Annotated in this window: 19 protein-coding genes; 6 read left to right on the forward strand and 13 right to left on the reverse strand. The window is 65.1% G+C overall.

The annotated features are described in order from the left end of the window. Positions 1-68: 68 nt before the first annotated feature. A complete protein-coding gene (locus OC450_RS06660) occupies positions 69-1256 on the forward strand; it encodes a CaiB/BaiF CoA transferase family protein (protein WP_262047499.1) in 1188 nt (395 codons plus the stop codon). A gap of 26 nt (positions 1257-1282) precedes the next feature. On the opposite strand, the gene OC450_RS06665 is transcribed toward OC450_RS06660, so the two are convergent. Next, positions 1283-1609, reverse strand: coding sequence for a hypothetical protein (locus tag OC450_RS06665; RefSeq protein ID WP_211382566.1), 327 nt, complete (start codon positions 1607-1609; stop codon positions 1283-1285). Between the two features lie 113 nt (positions 1610-1722). After that, positions 1723-2178 carry an Hsp20 family protein gene (locus OC450_RS06670; RefSeq protein WP_211382567.1) on the reverse strand — a complete coding sequence of 152 codons (456 nt, stop codon included), beginning with the start codon at positions 2176-2178 and terminating at the stop codon, positions 1723-1725. A 342-nt stretch (positions 2179-2520) separates the two neighbouring features. On the opposite strand from OC450_RS06670, the gene OC450_RS06675 reads away from it, so the two are divergent. Then, positions 2521-2748 (forward strand): hypothetical protein, encoded by a 228-nt coding sequence (locus OC450_RS06675; RefSeq protein WP_372703041.1) that lies wholly within the window; start codon positions 2521-2523, stop codon positions 2746-2748. Beyond that, positions 2745-2888, forward strand: coding sequence for a hypothetical protein (locus OC450_RS06680; RefSeq protein ID WP_211382568.1), 144 nt, complete (start codon positions 2745-2747; stop codon positions 2886-2888). Before OC450_RS06675 ends, OC450_RS06680 begins: the two co-directional genes overlap by 4 nt. A gap of 15 nt (positions 2889-2903) precedes the next feature. Here OC450_RS06680 and OC450_RS06685 read toward each other — a convergent pair whose 3' ends face one another. Then, on the reverse strand, positions 2904-4052 hold the full coding sequence (locus OC450_RS06685) for an amidohydrolase (RefSeq protein WP_262047500.1): 1149 nt from the start codon (positions 4050-4052) through the stop codon (positions 2904-2906). A gap of 99 nt (positions 4053-4151) precedes the next feature. Then, positions 4152-5240 (reverse strand): mandelate racemase/muconate lactonizing enzyme family protein, encoded by a 1089-nt coding sequence (locus OC450_RS06690; RefSeq protein ID WP_262047501.1) that lies wholly within the window; start codon positions 5238-5240, stop codon positions 4152-4154. A gap of 191 nt (positions 5241-5431) precedes the next feature. Between OC450_RS06690 and OC450_RS06695 the strand changes: the two genes are divergently transcribed. After that, on the forward strand, positions 5432-5695 hold the full coding sequence (locus tag OC450_RS06695; protein ID WP_211382571.1) for a hypothetical protein: 264 nt from the start codon (positions 5432-5434) through the stop codon (positions 5693-5695). Positions 5696-5739: 44 nt separating this feature from the next. On the opposite strand, the gene OC450_RS06700 is transcribed toward OC450_RS06695, so the two are convergent. From OC450_RS06700 to OC450_RS06725, 6 genes are all read right to left on the reverse strand, one after another. Then, on the reverse strand, positions 5740-6861 hold the full coding sequence (locus OC450_RS06700; protein WP_262047502.1) for an alpha/beta hydrolase: 1122 nt from the start codon (positions 6859-6861) through the stop codon (positions 5740-5742). A gap of 72 nt (positions 6862-6933) precedes the next feature. After that, positions 6934-8127, reverse strand: a complete 1194-nt coding sequence (locus tag OC450_RS06705; RefSeq protein ID WP_262047503.1) for a M20/M25/M40 family metallo-hydrolase — start codon at positions 8125-8127, stop codon at positions 6934-6936. A gap of 132 nt (positions 8128-8259) precedes the next feature. Next, complete coding sequence (locus OC450_RS06710) at positions 8260-8724, reverse strand: hypothetical protein (RefSeq protein WP_262047504.1); 465 nt, start codon at positions 8722-8724, stop codon at positions 8260-8262. A gap of 221 nt (positions 8725-8945) precedes the next feature. Beyond that, positions 8946-10190, reverse strand: a complete 1245-nt coding sequence (locus OC450_RS06715; protein ID WP_262047505.1) for an MFS transporter — start codon at positions 10188-10190, stop codon at positions 8946-8948. A gap of 137 nt (positions 10191-10327) precedes the next feature. After that, positions 10328-10672 (reverse strand): response regulator, encoded by a 345-nt coding sequence (locus tag OC450_RS06720; protein WP_249128931.1) that lies wholly within the window; start codon positions 10670-10672, stop codon positions 10328-10330. Positions 10673-10775: 103 nt separating this feature from the next. After that, positions 10776-11189, reverse strand: a complete 414-nt coding sequence (locus tag OC450_RS06725; RefSeq protein ID WP_262047506.1) for a hypothetical protein — start codon at positions 11187-11189, stop codon at positions 10776-10778. 75 nt (positions 11190-11264) lie between these two features. On the opposite strand from OC450_RS06725, the gene OC450_RS06730 reads away from it, so the two are divergent. Beyond that, a complete protein-coding gene (locus OC450_RS06730) occupies positions 11265-12572 on the forward strand; it encodes a GAF domain-containing sensor histidine kinase (RefSeq protein ID WP_306235318.1) in 1308 nt (435 codons plus the stop codon). A gap of 34 nt (positions 12573-12606) precedes the next feature. Here the strand turns inward: OC450_RS06730 and OC450_RS06735 are convergent, their stop codons facing one another. The 3 genes from OC450_RS06735 to OC450_RS06740 all read right to left on the reverse strand — a co-directional run bounded on the left by OC450_RS06735 (position 12607) and on the right by OC450_RS06740 (position 13950). Next, entirely contained in the window at positions 12607-12783 is a 177-nt protein-coding gene (locus tag OC450_RS06735; protein ID WP_211382576.1) for a hypothetical protein, read from the reverse strand. A 295-nt stretch (positions 12784-13078) separates the two neighbouring features. After that, positions 13079-13348 (reverse strand): HGGxSTG domain-containing protein, encoded by a 270-nt coding sequence (locus tag OC450_RS34320; RefSeq protein WP_315986379.1) that lies wholly within the window; start codon positions 13346-13348, stop codon positions 13079-13081. Then, the gene (locus OC450_RS06740; protein ID WP_256806524.1) at positions 13345-13950 is read right to left on the reverse strand and encodes a hypothetical protein; all 606 of its coding nucleotides are present in this window, start codon (positions 13948-13950) and stop codon (positions 13345-13347) included. The genes OC450_RS34320 and OC450_RS06740 overlap by 4 nt, the downstream gene beginning before the upstream one ends. A 445-nt stretch (positions 13951-14395) precedes the next feature. Here OC450_RS06740 and OC450_RS06745 point away from each other — a divergent pair, with 445 nt between their 5' ends. Further along, on the forward strand, positions 14396-15370 hold the full coding sequence (locus OC450_RS06745; RefSeq protein ID WP_211382578.1) for a Bug family tripartite tricarboxylate transporter substrate binding protein: 975 nt from the start codon (positions 14396-14398) through the stop codon (positions 15368-15370). Positions 15371-15431: the final 61 nt, after the last annotated feature.

Below are 15431 nucleotides of genomic sequence, written 5' to 3' on the forward strand. Positions count from 1 at the left end.
TCCGTTGCTACCTTGCCGCAAAAGCCAATCCCTGTAAGCTGACGAAAGACACATAAGGAAAGAGGTCGATGGGAGGAGTTCTGGAGGGCGTGCGCGTCCTCGATTTCGGGCGCTATATCGCGGGGCCCTATTGCGCGACCTTGCTGGCCGAATTCGGCGCCGAGGTCATCCGCGTGGAAAAGCGCGACGGCAGCGAGGACCGTTTCGTCGCGCCGGTCGGCGAGGGCGGCGAAGGCGCGCTGTTTCTCCAGGTCAACCGCAACAAGAAGTGCATTACGCTCGATCCGATGAAGCCGGAAGGGCAGGAGGTGATGCGCCGACTGATCGCGACCGCCGACGTGGTCGTCGCCAATCTGCCGCCGCAGACCCTCCGTGCCATGAAGCTCGATTATGACTCACTCAAGGCGATCAAGCCCGACATCATCCTGACGACGGCAACCGCGTTCGGCGGGCCGGGGCCCTGGTCCGACCGCGTCGGTTTCGACGGCGTCGGCCAGGTCATGTCGGGCTCGGTGTACATGACCGGCGCCGGCGATCCGCCATACCGGGCGGCGGTCAACTGGGTCGATTTCGGAACGGCGCTGCATTGCGCGTTCGGCACGCTCGCCGCGCTGATCGAGCGCGGCAAATCCGGGCGCGGGCAGGTCGTCGAGGGCGCATTGCTGGCAACCGCGCTGTCCTTCACCAATGCGACGCTGATCGAGCAGGCCGTGATCAACGTCAATCGCGTGCCGACAGGCAATCTCGGCCAGACCGCGGCGCCGGCGGACATCTATCGCACCCAGGACGGCTGGGTGCTGTGCCAGGTCACGGGGCATCCGCTGTTCAAGCGCTGGGCCAGGCTGATGGGCGAGGAAGAGCAGTGGCTGAACGATCCGCGCTTTGCCGACGACATCAGCCGCGGCAACAACGGCCCCGTCATCAGCGAGCGGATGGCGCGCTGGTGCGCCGAGCGCACCACGCAGGAGGCCGTCGACACGCTCGGAAAGGCGATGATTCCGACCGGGCCGGTGCTGAGCCCGCAACAGGCGCTGGATCATCCCCACATCCGGGCCGCCGGCTTCATGCAGGACATCGACTATCCCGGCTTGCCGAAGCCCGCGCCGGTGACGCGCGCCGCCGTCCGCCTGTCGGAGACGCCGGGCGAAATCGTGAGCCGGCCGCCGACGCTCGGCGAGCATACCGATCTTGTCCTGACCGAGCTCGGCTACGACAAGGCCGCGATCGCGGCGCTTCGGCAAGGCGGCATCGTCTAGTCAATGCGCATCACGAATTTGCCCGATTACGAATGAGGCTGCGTGGCGGCGGTCGGAGACCGCCGCAGCCGCATCGAAGCGCCGCCGCGGGGCGGCGGATCGTCGTCGTCATCCAGCCTGCGCAGCGCGGCGAGGATGTCCGCGAGCCGGACGACGTGGTCCAGGCCGGGAATCTCGCGCAATGCAGGATGGGATTCGACCGCGTACATGTCCGAAGCCCACGAAGACAGGATGATCCGCTTCTCCGCTGTCGAGAGGGCGCGGTCGTTCAGGACGGCGGTCGGCGATTCGTAATGTGCGGCGGGATAAAACAGCGGGTCGAGACCGCCGGTGGTAGCATTGGCCTTGGTCATGGTTGTCTCCCTCTACACTCCTTTCAAAGGGATGGTTCCTGCTCGGCGGACGGCGACCAAGGTCGCCATCCGCCATGCTGGTTGCGGGCAGTGCCGAACTCGTTTTGGCGAGGCTAAGCCGCCTTCTTCTGCTCGATCTGCGGTGACGAGGCGCCCGCGATCGGGATCCGGCGCGGCTTCATCGCGTCCGGAATCTCGCGCACGAGATCGATGATCAAGAGACCGTCCTGAAAGGCGGCCTGCTTGACCTGGACGTAGTCGGCGAGATTGAACACGCGGCGGAACGGGCGTGCCGCGATGCCCTGGTAGAGATATTCGCGCGCGGCGCCGTCGGGCTTCCTGCCCTCGACGGTGAGCGCGTTCTGTTCGGCGGTCACGATGATGTCGCTGGCGCCGAAGCCCGCCACCGCCAGCGTGATCCGGTAGTGGTCTTCGCCGGAGCGTTCGATGTTGTAGGGGGGATAGTTGTCCTCGCTCGCCTGGCGCAGCGTGCTGTCGACGAGGTCGGCCAGGTGGTCGAAGCCGATGGTGGAGCGCCACAGGGGCGCGAAGTCAAAATTGGTCCTCATACCAAGTCCTCCAAAGAGCAAGATGGATACGAAGGAGCGCAAGACAGGGAATCGGAGCAGGTCCGAAGACCCCGGCCGGCGCCCGCGCCGGACCCGATCGGGCATCCGGCACACCGCTCTCGCGGCGAAAGACGACTTAGAATGGCGCAAGGACGTTGCAAGAGGGGAACTCCAAAAAATTTTCAGCCAGCGCCGGCGCCGGTGGGCGACGCCCTCCAACGGGCCGGGGAGCGGCGAGGGGACGTCTTGACAAGGACGGCAGTCCGAATATTTTTTACGCCGGAAGATTCCTCTTCCAACACGCTATTCGAAAAGGACTTTGAAAGACCGTCTGGAGTGACGATGATGCTCGATCAAGATCTGGCCCGCATTCGCGCGCACCGAAACAATCTCTCCCGCTACCGGCGCTTGCTGAAGACCAAGCTGTCGGACATCGAACGCCAGTTCATCGAACGACGTCTCGCCGAGGAGCAGGCCGCGCTGGACGCTCTCGCCGCCGGTACCTTCCCACTCACATTCATCCTTCCGAACACGCCATCGGGCGCCGCTGCCACGGGAGCGGAACGATGAGCAACGTCCGCGATCTCCTCATCCGGGGCAGCGGGAAGGTGATCTGGCACTATCGCCTGCTGCTGGCCGGCGCCAGGACCGAGAGCGAACGCAAACTCGAGCCGCGGCCTGACTGGAAGCTGCCGCGCGAAATCCCGTGACCGGTTTCGGCTGCGCTAGTTCGATGCCAGCGCTTTCTTGGCGACTTCCGCCATCCAGCCGGAGGCGACGGGAAGGATTGCGTCGTTGAAATCGTAGCGCGGGCCGTGCAGCTCGGCGCCCTCGCGCAATTCGCCATTGCCGATCCAGACGAAGGCGCCCGGCCGCTGCTGAAGATAGTGGGCGAAATCCTCGCCGGCCATGCTGGGCGCGAGGTCGCGCCGCAGCTCGGCCTGGACCTTGTCCGCGGCGAGGCGCGCGAGACCCGCCTCGGTCGGCGCGTTGATCACGACGCCGACGCCCATGACGATCTCCGGCGTCACCTTGACGCCGAAGCTCGTGGCAATGCCGGCGCAGATCTGATCGATCCGCGCCAGGATGGTGTCCTTCACCGCATCGCGATGATACCGCAGCGTGCCGCCGATCGCGACGCGTCCGGCGATCTGGTTGCGCGCCGTGCCGCCCTCGAGCGTGCACAGCGAGAGCACGGCGGTGTCGAGCGGATCGACACTGCGCGACACGATCGATTGCAGCGCCACGATCAAATGGCCCGCCGCCATCACCGGATCGCGCGTCAGATGCGGCATGCCGGCGTGCCCGGCATGGCCCTCGATGGTGATGGTGATGCGCCCGCCGGAGGCCATGACGACGCCGTCATGCACCGCGATGGTGCCGGCGGCAAGGCCCGGCCAGTTGTGAAAGCCGAACACCCGCTGCATCGGAAAGCGCTCGAACAGCCCGGCGGCGACCATCGCGCGCGAGCCGCCAAAGCCTTCCTCGGCCGGCTGGAAGATGAAGTCGACCGTCCCGCTCCAGCTGGTGTCGGAGGCGAGTAGCGCGGCGGCGCCGAGCAGCGAGGCGGTGTGCCCGTCATGCCCGCAGGCATGCATCACGCCGGCAGTTGTCGAGGCGTAGGGCAGGCCCGTGTCCTCGGTGATCGGCAGCGCGTCCATGTCGGCGCGCAGGCCGACGCGGCTCTGCGCATGGCCGCGCATCAAGGTCGCAACGATGCCGTGGCCGCCGATTCCGGCCTCGAAGGGAATGCCGAGCTCGGCGAGTTTTTCCCGCACGAAGGCGGAAGTGGCCTCTTCCTGCAGGGACAGCTCGGGATGCGCATGCAAATGCCGGCGCCACGCGGTCAGTTTCTGGTGCAGCTCGGGTGTCAAGGTGGGTCTTTCGGATGATGACGGCTGCCGCCACCATAACCGATTATTCGCCCGCCGCATCCAGCGCGGGGGAATAGCTCGCGTGCAGCAACACGCGTACTATGGCGCGAGCTTCGCCAGCCCGCTCCAGTCGAAACTGATGCCGTGGCCCGGCCGGTCCGGCGCGAGCGCCATGCCGTCCTGAAGCACCAGCGGGTGCTCGATATATTTGTCCAGCCCGAACCCGTGAGCTTCGAGGTATGACCGGTTCGGGCAGGCCGCGAGCAGGTGGACGGTGATGTCGTGCGCGCCGTGGCTGGTGACGGGCAGGTTGAATGCCTCGGCCAATCGCGCGATCTTCACGAAGGCACTCACGCCGCCGCAATTGGTCACGTCGGGCTCGGGATAGGACACCGCCCCGGCGACGATGTAGTTCTTGAACTCCCACAGCGAGCGCAAATTCTCGCCCGCCGCGATCGGCACGCCGCCGGCTTGCATGATACGCGCGTGGCCCGCGACATCGTCGGGAATGATCGGCTCCTCGAGCCAGGTGAGGTCATGGGGGACGAAGGCGCGGGCGGCGCGGATCGCTTCCTCGACCGTCCATTTCATGTTGGCATCCGCCATCAGCGGAAAACCGTCGCCGAGATGCCTGCGCATCGCCGCGACCCGCGCGACGTCGGATTTGAGGTCGGGCCGGCCGACCTTCATCTTGATGGCGCGAAAGCCCTTGGCCAGATTGCCGTCGGTCTGCTTGAGCAGCGCCTCGACGGAGAGATCGAGGTCGATGCCGCCGGCATAGCACGGCACACGCGCATCGAAGCCGCCGAGCAGCCGGAACAGCGGCAGCTTCGCGCGCCGCGCCTTCAAATCCCACAGCGCGATGTCGAGCGCGGAGAGCGCCAGCACCGCCGGCCCGCCGCGCCCGCCATAATGCAGCGCCCACCAGACCTGATGCCAGATCGCTTCGGTGTCGTCGGCCTCGCGGCCCTCGACGAGCGGCGGGATCTCGCGCTTGAGGATGTCGGCGACGGCGCCACCATTGCGTCCGACCGTATAGGTGTAGCCGACCCCTTCGGCGCCATCGGCATCGCGCACCCGGCAGGTGATCAACTCGAACGCCGCGATCTCGCCATGGGTCGAGTCGGAGAGCGTGACGGGGAGGGGGATCCGGTAGAATCCGGACTCGATGGTTGAAATGCGCGGCATGCGGCCTCCCTGCGTTTTCTTTGCAGGCTAGGCCGGCAGGCACCGCCAGGCAATGCAGTCGTGGTGAAAATCCTGGCGCACCTTGCGAGGGCCCCCGGCGTCGGTCGAGGCTAGCGGGTTGATGTAGATCAAGGAGGACCATCGCCGGGGTGGAGACATGCCGTACGACTTTCGATCAGAAGGAGCACCCGATGTGGATCCTGATGTATGTATTCTCCTACTCCGTCAGTCCGGCCGCCACGAATGACAGGGCCGAATGGAGACTGCTTCCGAATGTCGTATTCCAGGAGTTCTCCAACGAAAAGCGATGCAAGACGGCCAAATCGAAACTCGAGGACAGCTTGAAGGATGCCGGCGCGAGGTTGAGAAGCGGCCTGGAGGATTTGAAGGCCCTGGGCAAGGCCGACCCGGCGCAGATCATCATCGCTTTCAATGTGGAATGCGTCCCGAAATGAGTCGCGTGTCGACTGACCGCTTGCAGATGCAAGCCTGAGCCGGGCTACTGTGACGCCGCCCCCGCCGCCGGCCGCCGCGAAGCGTCCTCGGCCAGCTGCTGACCCTGGGCGAGCCTGCGCTCGATCAAGCCCATGACGGTGCTCGCGTCTTCGAATGCGCGCGAATGCGCCTGTCCCTGCAGGCGGGTGATGTCGAACACCAGAATATTGGCCCGCGCCAGCTCGCCCTTGTAAGGCTCTTCTTCGGGATTGACATCGCCGAGCCGGGCGAGGCCGCCCGCGATCGACTTCGACAGTTTCAGCGCGCCGTCATCCTGCGACAGGAACAGCGCGAAGCGCGGCCGCGACGTCCCCATGCCCTGCATCTGTTCGCGAAACGCCGCGAACGCGACGTCGGGGGCCACCATCGCCACGTTCTTGATCTTGCCGCCGATCTTCCCGGTCCGTCGTGCCCTGGCCTGGAGCGCATCCAGCGTGATCAGGCAGCCCATGGAATGGCAGAGCACGGTGATCTCGCGGATTGCGGGATTGAGTGCGACCTGGTCGATCAGCCCGTCGAGCGATCCGGCGGAGTCGCGGGCGACCTCGCCGTCGCGCTCGTAGGCGCGCAGTCCGACCAGACCTTGCGAGGGCCACGAGAACAGGATCGGAATCACTGGGGCCTTCGAGTCCTGGACGATCTGTGCGAAGCGATAGACCGCATCGTCGAAGCGGTTGTTGAAGCCGTGGATGAAGATCATCGCCTTGCTGCGGCGGGTCGTCCTGGCGACGCTGTTGACGGTGGTGTTGAAGGCGACCTTGTCGAGGTAGTCGGCCGACACCGTGACGAACTCGCGGCGCGGATCGCCGGGCGGCACCACCGGCCACTGGATCGCTCCGACCACACGGGCCTCGTCAGGCGGAATCGAGACCGAGACGATCGCGTAGGACATCGCGGCCGCGCGCTCGCGGCTGAACATGTCGCCGGTGTCGGTGGCTGCGCGCTCGCGAGTCGTCGCGACAAGGACCGGGACACGCGAGGTGCTCTCCGCGGCCTCGACCGGAACGAGCACGCCCTGCAAGGGCCGTCCCGCACAGGAAGCGCAAGCCAGAGACAGGATCAAGGCGGCTGTCACACGCCGGCAATTGCGGAAGGTGGCCTGGAAGCTCATGCTGCGGCGAAGCATGGCAACGGTTCCGTGCCTCGACGCTTGATTTAGATCAAGCGTAGCAGGCCGGTGGTGTTTTGGCTGGGCAGCTCACCGCATCGTCGCAAGCTGCACGGCCAGCGCACACGCCCGGTCGTATTCGTCGAGATTGATCCATTCGTCGATGGTGTGCGCCTCGTTCTGGCCCGCGCCGAAGGTGACGGTCGGGACGCCGTGGCGCACCATCCAGTTGGCATCGAGGCCGCCATTGGCGGCGCGCACGTTCGGGGTTCCGCCAACGGCAGAGACCGCCTCGATCGCGCGTTTCACGACGGGGAGGGTCTCCTTCATCCGAAACGGATAATAGTCGGTCTCGGCCTTGAACTTGACCTTGCCGGATTTGCCTTGCGCGTTGGTGACTTTCTTGGCCGCCTTCTCGAACGCGGCCTTGTAGGCTTTGGTGATTTCCTTGAAGAACTTTCCGTCATGACTGCGGCTCTCGCCGCGCACATGCACGTAGTCGGTGACGACGTTGGTGGCGTCGCCCGCGGGCCGGCCCTCGCCGCCGGTGACGGGGCCGACATTGCTGGTGCCTTGCTGCTTGCCCTTCACCACCTTGCCGAACCAGCCGCCGGCCTTCACCTCGGCGAGCGCGAGCGCCATGATCATGGTGGAGGAGATGCCGCGCTCTGGTGCGACGCCGGCATGCGAAGCGCGGCCGAATATCTCGACGCTCCAGCGGTCCGCGCCGACGGCGCCGATCACGACGTTGGAGGCCGAGCCGCCGTCATAATTGAAGGCCATCACCGGCGAGCCGAGCTCGTCCAGCTTGACGTGGCGCGCACCGTAGAGCCCGCTCTCCTCGCGCACGCAGAACAGCAGCGTGATCGGCGGATGATCGAGCTTCTGCTTGGCTAGCTCGGCGGCCAGCGTCACCAGCACGCCGCAGCCGCAGCGATTGTCGCCGCCGAGCGCGGTCCTGGCCTCGTTGACGATCTTGCGGCCGGATTTCTTCGGCTTGGCGCCGGCGCACAGCGGCACGGTGTCCATGTGGGTCATGAACATGATCCGTGGCTGGTTGTGTAGCGTGCCGCGACCGGGCAGGTCGACGATCAGGTTGCCGGTCTCGGTCGGCACCGGAATGCGGGTATTGGCGTCGTCGAGCCGGATCGCCTTGGCCGGCACGCCGCTCTCCTTCAGCGCGGCGGTGAGCTCACGCCCGATCGCCGCCTCCTGTCCGGTGACGCCCTCGATCGCGAGGAAGCGCATGAGGCGGTCGGTGGCGGCTTTGGTGTCGACAGGCATGGAGTTCATTCCCTTGATGCAATGTGCGCATCAGCATCCCCTGAGGCGCGCCGTTGTGCAAGGGCCTGAAACGGTGCGGCGAGCTTGCAGGATGGGTAGAGCGCGAAGCGAAAGCCATCCTGCGTGCTGGCGTCACATCGACCGCATCACGTATCCGCCGGCTGCCAGGGCGCACACAAGGGCGAGCCCAATCAGAAATGCTTCCTGCCCGGTGCAGTAACGCGTATGGACGCCCGGTTTGCCCATTATAGGAGTCCGTCGACCCTGCTCGCGTTCCTTCTTGCTGAACAATCGATAGTGCCCGATCATGCAGATGGGATGGAAAGCAAGCAGAACGGCAGCGACCGTGAACACGAGAATCGAGGTGTTGTCGTATTTTTGATGGTGGGCTAGAGGCAATACGACGCAGAATACGACCACGATCAGCATCATCAGGATATTGATGATATCCGGAACGGGAAACCACGTTTGGTTGTTGTTGTCTCCCACGTCGATCTCGCGTTTGATGCGCAGCTGGAACAAGGCAAATTGCGCCGCAAGAGTGACCGATATCAGCGTGTTGAGATTGAGCAGGCTCGAGTCCGTGTTCGGGGCCATGGGACCATCCTCGCGAAAGGTTTGCCGCACCAGCGGGGGACCGTCGAAAGCCGAGCCAGTCGACGCTGGGCACGGGCGATGAAGATGCACTTTGCGAGAAAAGAAACTAGCGCGTGCATAATGGAGGTCTTGTGAAATGGCTCACAATCCCTTCCGGACGCGCCGCCATTTCGTTCGCATGCCGCACGCGCGCTGATGATGGCTCTACCCATCCTGCGAGGTCAGACGCTCCGCGTGTATGCCATGAAGACCAGCGCGCCCAGAAGGAGCGCCCCCGCCATGAACAGCAGCACCGCCGGCAGCCCGGCCAACGCGGCTACCGCGCCGGTGACCGATTGCATCAGCGCCGCGCCGAGGAAGAAGGCGAGGTTGATCGCCGCGAGCGCCTTGCCCGCCATCTGCGCGTCGACCAGCTGCCGCGACATGCCGAACAGCAGCGGCTGGGCGGAGGTGGCAAGGCCGATCAGCACGAACAGCACCAGGTCATATTGCGGCGGCATCACGGGCACGCCGAACAGCGCGGAGACCGCATAATGCGGCGCGCCCAGCGCCATCAGCGCCAGCAGCAGCGCCCCGATCAGATGCGTGCCCGCCACCAGCCCGCGGCGGCGACCGAGCCTGCGATCGATCATGCCGATGCACAGGGGCCCCGCGATCATCGCAAGCGTGAACGCGCCGAGCTGGTTGCCGGCCTCGACCCGCGACAATCCCTTGATGTCCATCAGCCACGGCCCGCCCCACAGGCCGCGCAGCACCAGCGAGGTCGCCAGCGACACCAGCGCCAGCGCGATCAGGCCGCGCAGCGGTCGTGAGAAGCCCAGCCGCAGCACCTCGATCATCTGCGACAGCGGCGAGGAATCGTCCTTGTGCTCGGCTGGCTGTCTCGGCACCAGCAGGAACACCGCAAGCGCGACGAAGACGCCGCCGAGCGCCGAGATCCAGAACCCGGCACGCCAGCCGTAATGATCGACCACGAAGGCGAGCGGGCTCGACGACAGCAGCATGCCGATATTGCCGATCGAGAGGATCGCGCCCGACCACAGGCCGAACCGGGCCGCAGACAATTGCTTGGCCGCCAGCGTCATCGGACACATCAGCATGCCCGAGGTCGCGATGCCCAGCAGCACCTGCCCGACCGCGAAGCTTTCGGGCCCGGTCGCGAACCCCGACGCGATGGCGCCGACCACGGTTCCCGCGAGCAGGCTCAGCGATACCGGCCGCACGCCGAAACGGTCCATCGCGGCACCGACCGGGATCTGCGCCGCGGCAAAAGCAAAGGGATAGACCGAGGTGAGGCTCGCCAGCGCCTGCGGCTCCATGTGGAAATCCGCCGCCATCAGGTCGAGGCTGACAGCCGGAATGGTGCGCAGCAGGGTCGAGAGCATGTGCCCGCAGGCCAGCGCAAGCAGCGCAAGGATCAGCGCGCGGGTGGCGCCTCCCGCGTCGTCAGTGGCTGCGGTCTCCATGAGTGCCCCGTCCCGAGAAGGTTTTGGGGTGGGGTACATGATTGAGGCGACGGTGCCAATGGGGGCGCGCCGCGCAACAGCCTTGCCAGACTGCACCGATCCCGTTCGTGCGCGCCGGCGAGATCGACCGGGACGCTCTACGACCAGACGCCGACGGCGCTCAGCAGCTGCGCCTGACTGAAGGGCTTGGGGATGAAGCGAGCGTGGGTTGGCAGTTCCTCGTCGGTGGGACGCCTCTTCCCCGACATGATGACGATCTTGACCGGCGGCCAGCGGTCGCGCACCGCAGCGGCCAGCTTCAGGCCATCCATGGAACCGGGCATGTCGATGTCGGTCAGAATGAGATCCACGGCTTGCGTGCGCAGAACATCGATCGCCCTGTCCGCGTTGCAAACCGAAATCACGGTATGATCCGCCTGCTGCAATCCATCTTCGACGTCCAGAAGGATCAACGGCTCGTCCTCTACAAGAAGTATCTTCAATCCGGGTCTCCTATCTGCTCGCGGCTCAAGTGATGAAGACCAGGCTGGTTGCTCGGATCTTCGTTGCTGTGCGCGCGTGGGACGGAAGCGCGGAAGTGCGGCATCACCTGAGGCTGCCCAGGCCGTCCGGCTCGGGACAATTTCGCTGGTGATTTTCGATGGCTCGGTTTGCCAGCATGGTGGGCCGGCGTTCGTCCATTCGAACCCGCGCATGGATGCTCTGGACGATCAACCGGCTCGCCAGTCCGGGATTTCCGAGCCGGTCCGTTCGCACGAGACAGTCACAAGCGATGGCAAGGGAGCTGTGGATGAGGGGTAAGAGGCCACTTCGTTCATGACGCACCAACCCGCGCCAACGGCCCATGTTCCCGTTCGCCACCGCGATCGCAGCGATGCCGATATGTGCCAAAGCGAACATCGGTCGCAGTCGGGAAATGCGGTCGAAGCCGACAGCATTGAAACCTTTCAGTGCTGCACCGCTTGCCATTGCGGCGTGTGCCGCAGCCAGGAAGATCATCTTCCTGGTTCCATCCATGGATTTGATGCAGACCAAGGCTTGGGCTCGGCTTCTGTTCCTTAACTGACGCGGTAGTTGGACGCCGGCCAGTCACCAATTTCCTTTGACTTCGAATATACCTGCGCGAATAAGGCTTATGACCGCGCCGGCTGGTGCGAACGGAGTTCTATGGAACACGACTTTAAAGCCGACATCGATGCCATCGAGGCGATTGCGGCGGTCCCGACCATTCTCGCAGTCGTGTCCCAGGTTACAGGACTGGGATTTTCGGCCATCGCGCGCGTCACCGGTGATCGCTGGATCTGCCTCGCGGCCAACGACCAGGTCGGGCTCGGCCTCGGGGCGGGTGGGGAGTTGAAGGTCGAAACGACCATCTGTCACGAAGTGCACCAGGCGCGCGAGGCCGTCGTCATCGATCACGTCGCCCGGGACGAGCGCTACGCGAACCATCATACGCCGGCGATGTACGGCTTTCAGTCCTACATCTCGATGCCGATCTTTCTTGCCGACGGGAGCTTCTTCGGAACGCTCTGCGCGCTCGATCCGAAGCCGGCAAAGCTGAAGGATCCGGGCATCACTGGCATGTTTCGGCTGTTCGCCGACCTGATCGGCATCCATCTCGATGCGGCAAGGCGCCTCGCGACCGCGGAGGCGAAGCTGCTCGATGCCAAGGCCGCGGCCGAATTGCAGGAGCAGTTCATGGCGGTGCTCGGGCATGATCTGCGCAATCCGCTGGCTGCGATCGCGGCCGGCACGCGCCTTCTTGCAAGCACGCCGCTCGATGAAAGGGCGATCTCTCTGGTCGCCATGATGGCGACGAGCACCGTCCGCATGTCTTCGCTGATCGAAGACGTCATCGATCTTGCGCGCAGCCGTCTCGGGGGCAAAATATCGCTGGCGCCATCGATGGAGCCGCTTGAGCCTTTGCTCAGGCAGGTGGTCGATGAAATGCGCGCCACGCATCCCCAGCGCCGAATCGAAGCCGAGTTTGCCGTCACGAAGCCGGTCTTCGCCGACCGCCAGCGGATAGCCCGGCTGCTTTCCAATCTCCTCGGCAACGCGCTCAGCTACAGCCCGGCTGAGAGCCTCGTCTTCGTGCGCGCCCAGACCTATGGAAGTTTTTCGCTTTCGGTCACCAATCACGGCCCGGCCATTCCGCCGGCCACTCTGGGCAAGTTGTTCGTGCCCTTCGTTCGCGGACAGGACACGGGCAACCAACAAGGCCTGGGCCTTGGCCTGTTTATCGTGTCACAGATTGCATCGGCCCACGGTGGCACCATCGATGTGACCTCGACCGACGATGTGACACGCTTCACCTTTCAAATGCCGCTGGTCGTCCTCGACGAGAGGGCTCGGCTGGCGGCCGGGCCGGTGATCTCGTAGACCGCCGGTCTCGCGCATCCATCCTCCGCGCCGCTCAGCGCTTGCCATCTGGTGTCGCCTTCGCAGGCTGCGTGCTGCTCGGCGGATCGGATGCCGGAAAGCTGTCCTTCAAGCTCTTCTCGAGTTCGCGGTCGGCCTTGTCCGGGCGGCGGGCTTTTCCGGCTGGTTCGGCATGCTTGTCGGCACGGGCCGGATCGTACTTTTCGGTCATCTCACGCTCCTTCGTTGTTCAGCCAACGCGGGGGGTGACAGCCCTGTTCCAGAACCGGGAACGATTGGTCCTGTGCCTGCTTGAATCCCATTGTGAAGGGAAATGTGATGGCGCGGCTTGAAGACGGCCGTCGAGACACCTACGGAAGCGCGCCGGGGCGAGCGGGGACCCACCGTGCTCGTGCTGCTCGCCGCCAGTCTTGCCTTGTCCATCGTCCTCCTGGCGGTGGTATGGGAAATTTCCTGAGGGGCTGACGACTGGCTGCACTCGCGCTGGGCCGAAGTCCCCAGGACGATCACGTCAGTTCACCGAGCATTTTGCGGGCCTCATCCAGCAGCACCCGAGCCGCCCTCAACTCTGCAATGGCTTCTCCAGTGAACAGGCCATGCGTCCGCGCATTCCCGTTCCCTCTCGGCGCCCCGGTTCCCCGCGCCCCGCCGTGCATGCGGCAGCGCGCCTTGCCGTGCGCGGCAGGTGCGCGGCAGGTGCCGCCATCGCGGGTCCTGGCGCCGCAGCGGGGACTGGCCCGCATCGGGACGGTATTGCGGGGGTGACCGTCGGTCATGGGTTGGCGCCTTGCCTTGCGTCGCTCGGGCCCGCCTCCGCCACGATCACGTTCGCATGCTGCGTGACATTCCCCACGATCGCTCGTCCTCCGTCCTGCACCGACAGATTCCGAACCGTGATCGTGCGCTCGTCGCTGTTGCGATGGCGGCTCAGGGCCTCGACCTGAGCGGCGAAGGTGCGGGTCAGCCGGGTCAATGCGCGTGTGACGCTCTCCTGCTGTGGAAGATTGTCGGTGATGGCGAGACGACAGGCGCAGCGCATCGTCGCCATGTGAACGGACACCATCTGAGACACCAGCATGGCTTCGATGGAATCCTTCGGTGCAATGCTCCTGATCATCGAGACCATGAAGGCCAGATTGGCCTCGTCGGGCTTCTGACCGATCGCGCTCGCCTTGACCAATTGCTTGACGATGCCATGCAGCGCGTCGCGGTCCGCCGCGCCGAGCGCCTCGGCCAGCAATTGCTCACCGGCTTGCGGGTCGGGATGACTGATCGCAATGCGGCGCTTGTAGAGTCTGATCCGGGGGCTCGCGGCGGGGCCGCCGCGATCGTTTGCCGCAACCGGCGAGGTGATGGGGCGGTTCGGTACTGTCGTCATGTGCTGTGTCCTGTGCTGGCGCAGACGCGCGAGCGACCGTTCGCTCGCTGCGCGCGATTACGAATTTTGAGATATCGATGAAGGGCTTACGCACAATCGCGTCGAGGCGGCCCGTGGTCGGGCGGCGTGGACGCTGGCGATTGTTGCGATGATGGCATCATGAAGGTGTTTTGCCCGACGTGTCAAACGACATTGCGGGGCACCAAGCCCTTGCGGGGCATGCAAGTCCTTGCGGAGCATGCAAAGTCCTTGGGCCGACCGGGACCGGCTACTGTGCATGGGGTTGTTTTCTCAATTTTTGTTTGGATGCCGCTCTGACGTGCCGCGCGGCGGAATGCGTGCGCGGAAACGCGATTGCGAAATCCGGCGCGGCCGCTCATCATGTCCCTCGAATGCGCCGCATCAATACATGCAAAGCGGCAGCTAGCGTCCGGGGAGAGAACGAATGCAACGAACGCTTCGCCTGCTGGCGATCGTCGCCGGGTTGTGCGTGACGAGCGAGGCTCTCGCGCAGAAATATCCGGTGCGGCCGGTCAGGATCATGGTCGGATTCAGCGCGGGCGGTCCGGTCGATGTCGTCGCGCGGATCATTGGCGATCGCTTGAGCAACAAGCTCGGCCAGCCCTTCGTCGTCGAGAATCGCGCCGGCGCCAACGGCATGATCGCCGCCGAGGGCGTCGCGCATGCGGAAGGCGACGGCTACACGATCCTCGCCTGCAACTCGTCCACCATCACGCTCAACAAGACGCTGTTCAAGGACATCCGCTACGACCCGCAAAGAGACTTCGCGCCGCTGACCAGCGTCGTGTCGGCGCCGCTCGTCCTCGTGGTCAATCCCGAGAATCCCAAGACGGCCAACGTCAGCACCGTTGCCGATCTCGTCGCCGCGGCAAAGGCTGCACCGGGCGCGCTCGCCTACGGCTCTGGCGGCAACGGCAACCTTGCCCATCTCGCCATGGAGTTGCTCAGCCGGAAGGCCGGCATCAAGCTGATCCACGTGCCCTATCGCGGCGGCGCTGCGTCCGAGGTCGGTATTCTCGCGCAGGAGGTGCTGGCGGTGTTCGATCCCTTGTCGGCCGTGCCGCTGGTCAAGGCCGGAAAGCTGCGCGCGCTCGCGGTGTCGTCGGCCGAGCGGTTGCCGTCGCTGCCGGACGTGCCGACCGTCGCCGAAGCCGGCTATCCCGGCTTCGACATCTCGTTCTGGGTCGGCTTCTTCATGCCGAAGGCGACGCCCGCGCCGATCCTGGAAACGCTGCATCGTGAGATCGTCGCCGCTGCTGAGGATCCGGCGGTCGTGGAGCGGCTCGGCTCGCAAGGCGTCGTGAGCGTGCTCAGCCCCGCCGACTACGCCGCCACGATCGCGAAGGAGACCAAGGAGCTTTCCGAGGTCGTCGTGGCCGCGAACATCAAGGCGGAGTAGGGGCTGCTGCGCTTGTGCGTGGTCGTGCGCTCCGCTGTACCTCTCCCGCTTGCGGGAGAGG

The organism is Bradyrhizobium sp. Bra78, from assembly GCF_024519855.1.
In the GTDB taxonomy this organism is placed as follows: domain Bacteria; phylum Pseudomonadota; class Alphaproteobacteria; order Rhizobiales; family Xanthobacteraceae; genus Bradyrhizobium; species Bradyrhizobium japonicum_G.

Coding starts and splice junctions, on each gene's coding strand:
- OC450_RS06740 (WP_256806524.1), bottom strand. CDS start 13,950: ATGACGACAGTACCGAACCGCCCCATCACCTCGCCGGTTGCGGCAAAC.
- OC450_RS06705 (WP_262047503.1), bottom strand. CDS start 8,127: ATGCCTGTCGACACCAAAGCCGCCACCGACCGCCTCATGCGCTTCCTC.
- OC450_RS06725 (WP_262047506.1), bottom strand. CDS start 11,189: ATGATCTTCCTGGCTGCGGCACACGCCGCAATGGCAAGCGGTGCAGCA.
- OC450_RS06680 (WP_211382568.1), top strand. CDS start 2,745: ATGAGCAACGTCCGCGATCTCCTCATCCGGGGCAGCGGGAAGGTGATC.
- OC450_RS06675 (WP_372703041.1), top strand. CDS start 2,521: ATGATGCTCGATCAAGATCTGGCCCGCATTCGCGCGCACCGAAACAAT.
- OC450_RS06665 (WP_211382566.1), bottom strand. CDS start 1,609: ATGACCAAGGCCAATGCTACCACCGGCGGTCTCGACCCGCTGTTTTAT.
- OC450_RS06700 (WP_262047502.1), bottom strand. CDS start 6,861: ATGCTTCGCCGCAGCATGAGCTTCCAGGCCACCTTCCGCAATTGCCGG.
- OC450_RS06670 (WP_211382567.1), bottom strand. CDS start 2,178: ATGAGGACCAATTTTGACTTCGCGCCCCTGTGGCGCTCCACCATCGGC.
- OC450_RS06735 (WP_211382576.1), bottom strand. CDS start 12,783: ATGACCGAAAAGTACGATCCGGCCCGTGCCGACAAGCATGCCGAACCA.
- OC450_RS06710 (WP_262047504.1), bottom strand. CDS start 8,724: ATGGCCCCGAACACGGACTCGAGCCTGCTCAATCTCAACACGCTGATA.
- OC450_RS06690 (WP_262047501.1), bottom strand. CDS start 5,240: ATGCCGCGCATTTCAACCATCGAGTCCGGATTCTACCGGATCCCCCTC.
- OC450_RS34320 (WP_315986379.1), bottom strand. CDS start 13,348: ATGACCGACGGTCACCCCCGCAATACCGTCCCGATGCGGGCCAGTCCC.
- OC450_RS06715 (WP_262047505.1), bottom strand. CDS start 10,190: ATGGAGACCGCAGCCACTGACGACGCGGGAGGCGCCACCCGCGCGCTG.
- OC450_RS06695 (WP_211382571.1), top strand. CDS start 5,432: ATGTGGATCCTGATGTATGTATTCTCCTACTCCGTCAGTCCGGCCGCC.
- OC450_RS06660 (WP_262047499.1), top strand. CDS start 69: ATGGGAGGAGTTCTGGAGGGCGTGCGCGTCCTCGATTTCGGGCGCTAT.
- OC450_RS06745 (WP_211382578.1), top strand. CDS start 14,396: ATGCAACGAACGCTTCGCCTGCTGGCGATCGTCGCCGGGTTGTGCGTG.